This is a genomic window from Prosthecobacter sp. (assembly GCF_029946185.1).
Lineage (GTDB): Bacteria > Verrucomicrobiota > Verrucomicrobiia > Verrucomicrobiales > Verrucomicrobiaceae > Prosthecobacter.
Window position 1 is genome coordinate 1 of the sequence record NZ_JAQSEA010000079.1, and the last position, 5259, is coordinate 5259.

Consider the following 5259-nt stretch of genomic DNA (forward strand, 5'->3'; position numbering starts at 1 on the left):
CCAACAGGATAGCACTGAAGAGATCAAGGCGTCCCCTTCCCCGCGTGCTTGCTGCTTTACTTGTCACCGCATCCAGCCCTTCACGGCGGCAGTTGATTCGGTGCGGGCAGTTTCCCCGCCAGAACATCGACCCGGGCTCCTGCTTTTACCCACCGGCACAAAGCGATGATGTCTGCTGAGCCCATGCGGATGCAGCCATACGAAGCTGGGGTCTTCAGCTTGGACTCCTCCGGCGTGCCGTGGATGTAGATCGTCCGCTCAAGCGTGTGAGAATTGCGCCGTTCCAGGCCGCGCAGGCGCAGCACGCGGGTCACGATGGAATCACGCCCCGGCGCGTTCACGGGCACGATTTCTCCCGTGTGCAGCCGGGCCTTCAGCCTCGCGCCCGTCGGCAATTCCTGCCCCACGATATCCACCACTTCCATGCGCCCCAGCGGAGTCAGGTAGGTTCCCACTTTGTCACCCGTGCCGAATTTTGAGGTGCTCACGCGAAAGAGCCGCCGAGGCTTGCCATCATCAAGCGTCACCATCATCTGTTCCGCCACACTGACCACCAGCCGCTGGGGCACGGGGTCCGCCGTCTGCGGTACCCCGGCAGAGGCTTGGCGCGTGGCATGCCCGCAAGACACCAGACCCAGGACCAGCCATGCCAGGGAAACGACCGCCGTGATGTTCTTTATAGGCGGCCTCATTCTGTGTCTTGGAATTCAGATTTCGTCTTTCCTCGTGCAAACCCTTCAATCAGCCTTCGGCAGCCGCATTGCAGTCGTCCGTTCATGTGAATAGTAACGCTCACGATGCGAGCGTGTATGCCCGAGAGGGTCCATCATACGCCAGAATCATCCATTTTCGCCCGAGACTAAGGAACACAATTTCTGCCATTTAGCAGCAAAACCAACATTCTCAGAATTTCCATTCCTGAAATGATTTTTTGCGAATCGCTATAACCCGCATAGCAGCCATTTATAAAATCACTCCTCATTCAGAGCTTGGTTTCCTCCTGCCCATTTTAAGCTCTAAAAGCTCATCGGGATCTGTGAGGCCTCGACAGAAAGTGCGGGCGGAATGACGCGGCGGAAATCGTCGAGGGAGACGGGCTTGGTGAGGAAGGCGTTCATGCCACATTCGCGGCACTCCTCTTTGACTCCGGTGAGGGCATGACCGGTCATTGCGATGATGGCAGGCTGATGCTTGAGCTGGAAGTTGCTGCGGATGCGCCGGGTGGCTTCGACTCCGCCCATGACCGGCATCTGCAGGTCCATAAAGACGATGTCATACCCTCCTTGGGCGACCATGCTGACGGCTTCTTCGCCGTTGTTGGCTATGTCCATGCGGACATAGCCGAGGCGCTGCAGCAACATCGTGGCAATTTTTTGGTTCAATGGCTGATCTTCAACAAGGAGGATTTGTGCCGGATTCTGGCTGGCGAAGTTATCGACGTCTGCTTTGGCCGCTTTGGCGATGGCGCGGTTGGTGGCTTGGGAGACATGAATGTCATGGCCGCCGCTGGCGGCCCGCGCTGAGCCTTGATTCGACATGGACGGAGGCGCGGGCACCTCCAGCACTGAGGGGGAATCAAACGTGGATACTACCTGCGGCACCATTTGGGGCTGGAAGTACTGGGGCGGCTGCGGGAGCTGTGACCGGGGTGCGGAGTTCGGACGTGGTGAAGGTGGGGTCACGGGAACTGCTGACGTGGTGGACCTCTCGGCGGGTACCGCCGAGGTGACGATGGGGGTGAGGATCACCCGGCGGGGCATGCGGTAGAGCTCGGCCATGGTGCGCAGGAGTTCACGGCGTTTAATGGGCTTGGACAACCGAGTGTGCCTGCTGCCTGCGGGGGGAGTGAAGCGTTCACGGTCCAGCTTCGCGCAGGTGATGGACATGAGGGTGATGATGGCTGTGCCGCGCGTGGCGGCGGCATTCAGCATGAGCACGGCTTCTTCATGCCGGAGGCCGGTGACATCGAGTATGAAGAGTCCCGCCTCTTCGAGCACCGCTTCGAGTTCAACAACGGAACGGTCTCGCAGCAGCCGCACTGACATGCCCCATTGCATGAGGGACTGGTTGAGCACCTGCAAAGTGGTGGGATGCGCGCTGTAAAGGGTGACCGGCCGCGCTTTGACAACATCGAGCCAGGCGAGCTCTTCCTCACGGGATTCATCATCCGCAGCGACTATGAGAGGAAGCTCAAAGAAGAAGTCGGACCCCTTCCCTTCCTCGCTCACGACGCTGATCTCACCCTGCATCATTTTGATGAGTTTTTTGGAAATGGCGAGGCCCAGGCCGGTGCCGCCGTATTTGCGTGTGGTGGAAGCGTCTGCCTGATTGAAGGCCTGGAAGAGCTGACCAATTTTTTCTGGTGGTATGCCGATACCGGTATCACGCACGGAGAAGTGCAGAAGCGTCTTGTCTCCTTGCGGCGTCTGGCGTGAAACCTGGCGCACGAGTATGAGGATCTCGCCTTTTTCGGTAAACTTGATGGCGTTGCCGACGAGGTTGACGAGGACTTGTTTGATGCGCTGGAAGTCGCCAAGCACCTTGCGCGGCAGCACGGTGTCCAGGTGGACGTTGAGCTCGATGTTTTTCTCGGCAGCTTTGTGGGTGAAGACGTCGGTGGTTTCGCCCAGGAGTTTTTCGATGTCCACCGGGAGCTTTTCCATGTCCATCTTGGCGGACTCGAGCTTGGAGAAGTCGAGAATGTCGTTGATGACGTGGAGGAGGGATTCGCCGCTGGAGCGGATCATGCGGACGAGTTCTTCCTGCTCGGAATCAAGCCCCATCTCAATGAGGAGGCTGGTGGTGCCGATGATGCCATTCATCGGTGTCCGAATCTCATGACTCATGTTGGCGAGGAAGCTGCCCTTGGCGGCGGTGGCGGTTTCTGCCTGCCGCTTGGCGGCTTCGTATTCGACAAGGAGGGTGTGCTTGCGCTGATCTTCCTCCTGCACATGGGAGATCATCATGTTGAACTCCTCCTGCACGAGGTCCAAATCATCAAAGCCATTGGCGGGGACGCGGACGTTGAGGTTTCCGGCACGCATGGCGCGGAAGGCGCCGATGAGGGAATGGGTCTTCTTCGTGATACGCCGGCCGATGATATAGAAGCTGAACACTGCCAAGGCCAGACCGGCGCAGGCGCCGAGAATGGGAACGGTGAGACGCTGGGCATTGAAGAGATGCCGCAACTGAACCAGCGGCTGACGTGCAATGAAGGCGCCGGCAACATGCCCACTGCGTGAGTACAGTGGTGCTGCGCTGATGAGCCAGTGATCGCCGCCGTTGATTTCCAGATCACGGCTGTCGCTGGTGTCATCCATCACCAGGGAGCTGCCCGCCAAGACGCGGTAAATGAGATTGCTCATATGGGCCGGAGAGGGCTCATCAATGATACAATTTTGGCAACCGGGGATAATGACGATGGGCGGCGACTTTGCCACTGGCGGAGAGCCGCCTCCAACCGTCTGACGCGGCGCCACCACCTCCACCTGAAGACCTAGTATTTGCAGGGCGGGAGGAATGTCCACCGTCTGCAGTCGCATCCGCATGCGGGTTTCGTTCTCCCAATTCAGCGGGGCCACTCCGTTGATCTCATTTTCACTGAGAGCCTGGCGGTTTAGCTCCATCTGGCCCGCCAGCGCGACCGCACCGAGGTAGGAGCTTTGGACGAAGCGCAGAGTGATAAACTCCTGCCAGAAGAAGCCCGTAGCAGTCGCCCCCGCACCTACCAGCACGGCAAACATGCCGAGCAGTGTAAAGCGGTTGGCGATCTGAAAGTGAAACTTCATTAGACGGCGCCAATTTTGAAGGTCGCGTAAGTGGACTCCGCCGTGTCCGACTCCTGGACCATGGCACGACGAACCGCCAGGCAGAGGCTTTCGAGATTGAAGGGTTTGTGCAGAACATCCACAAAGCCAATCGCCTGGCAAAGGTCCTTCACATCTTCCTGGAAGTAGCCGCTGCAGGCGATGACAGGCAGCCGTGGATCACAGGCACGCAGCCATTCGAGCACTTCAAAGCCGGAGGCACCGCCTGGCATGGTGAGATCCACAATGGCGGCAGTAAAGCGCTGCCCTTCCTCCACGCCCGCGCGCACGAGTTGGAGAGCCTCCTCACCGCTGAGTGTGGCCACGGCTTCGAAACCGTGGGCTTCCAGCACGGCTTTGCCTACGGCCAGCACATGAGGTTCATCATCTACGAGCAACACGCGTGCGATAGCACGTGCAGCAAATTCACGAGGCAGAAGCTGAGCGGTGAGGGACATGATGGTGAAAAGTTAAATGATGGAAATAAATCTTCCGCATTACATGGCGGTGTAGCTGAGACATTTGATTTCATCGAGCGAGGTGTGACCGCCGATGATCTGCTGGAGGCCTTCTTGATAGAGCGATCGAAAGCCATTTTTGAAGGCTGCGGCGCGCATCGCGCTCAGCGGAGCGCCTTCCTCGACGAGGTCGCGCAATTCATTGTTCACCTCGCACAGCTCCATCAGCGCCACGCGTCCGGCATAGCCGGTGCCATGGCACTCGTCACAACCACGGGCGGTGTAGATGGGGGTGGTGATCGGTGCTGTGATCACGGCCTGCTTGGCCATGAGATCCTGCACGTCCTGCGGTGCCTGCATGGGCTGCTTGCAGTAGGTGCAGAGCCGCCGCACCAGACGCTGGGCCTGGCTGAGGGCGAGTGAGTCTGCGAGGAGGTATTTCTCTACTCCCATGGACAGCAGTCGAGACACAGCACGCAGCGAGTCATTTGCATGCAGGGTGGTGAGCACGAGATGCCCCGTGAGGGAGGCGTTCACCGCCGCGCCCGCCGTTTCCGCATCGCGTGACTCACCGATGAGGATGATGTCAGGGTCGGCACGCAGGAGGGAGCGCAGACCGTTGGCGAAGTCGAGTCCGCGAGCGTTGTTCGTCTGGGTCTGATTGATCCCTTCAATTTCGTATTCGATCGGGTCTTCGATCGTCTGGATGTTGACGGTTTCGTCGTTCACGCTGTTGAGCAGGGCGTACAGGGTGGTGGTTTTCCCAGAGCCGGTGGGACCGGTGACGAGCACGAGCCCTTGGTCGCGCTGCATGGTGCGCGTGAGAATGTCGATCTGGCGCTGGGAGAGATTGAAGTCCGAGAGGCGCTTCACCCCGTCCTGCTTGTCGAGGAAACGCATGATGACCTTCTGGAACTCACGCCGCGTCGGTATGGCGGCGACACGAACATCCACCCGACGCCGGCCGATGGAGAGGGCCATGCGTCCGTCCTGGC

4 protein-coding genes are annotated in these 5259 nt (G+C 59.1%); all 4 read right to left on the bottom strand.

Features of this window, described 5'->3' with window-relative positions; translation table 11 throughout:
* Nucleotides 1–80: 80 nt before the first annotated feature.
* Nucleotides 81–692 (bottom strand): L,D-transpeptidase, encoded by a 612-nt coding sequence (locus PSV43_RS05975; RefSeq protein WP_300194626.1) that lies wholly within the window; start codon nucleotides 690–692, stop codon nucleotides 81–83.
* Nucleotides 693–1016: 324 nt separating this feature from the next.
* The gene (locus PSV43_RS05980) at nucleotides 1017–3788 is read right to left on the bottom strand and encodes an ATP-binding protein (RefSeq protein WP_300194627.1); all 2772 of its coding nucleotides are present in this window, start codon (nucleotides 3786–3788) and stop codon (nucleotides 1017–1019) included.
* A complete protein-coding gene (locus PSV43_RS05985) occupies nucleotides 3788–4264 on the bottom strand; it encodes a response regulator (protein WP_300194628.1) in 477 nt (158 codons plus the stop codon). Before PSV43_RS05985 ends, PSV43_RS05980 begins: the two co-directional genes overlap by 1 nt.
* Before the next feature lie 39 nt (nucleotides 4265–4303).
* A partial coding sequence (locus PSV43_RS05990; RefSeq protein ID WP_300194629.1) for a GspE/PulE family protein occupies nucleotides 4304–5259 on the bottom strand: 956 nt, incomplete at its 5' end.

Bases quoted from the DNA above. Each gene is read 5' to 3' on its own strand.
- PSV43_RS05980 (WP_300194627.1), bottom strand. From the start codon at position 3,788: ATGAAGTTTCACTTTCAGATCGCCAACCGCTTTACACTGCTCGGCATG.
- PSV43_RS05975 (WP_300194626.1), bottom strand. From the start codon at position 692: ATGAGGCCGCCTATAAAGAACATCACGGCGGTCGTTTCCCTGGCATGG.
- PSV43_RS05985 (WP_300194628.1), bottom strand. From the start codon at position 4,264: ATGTCCCTCACCGCTCAGCTTCTGCCTCGTGAATTTGCTGCACGTGCT.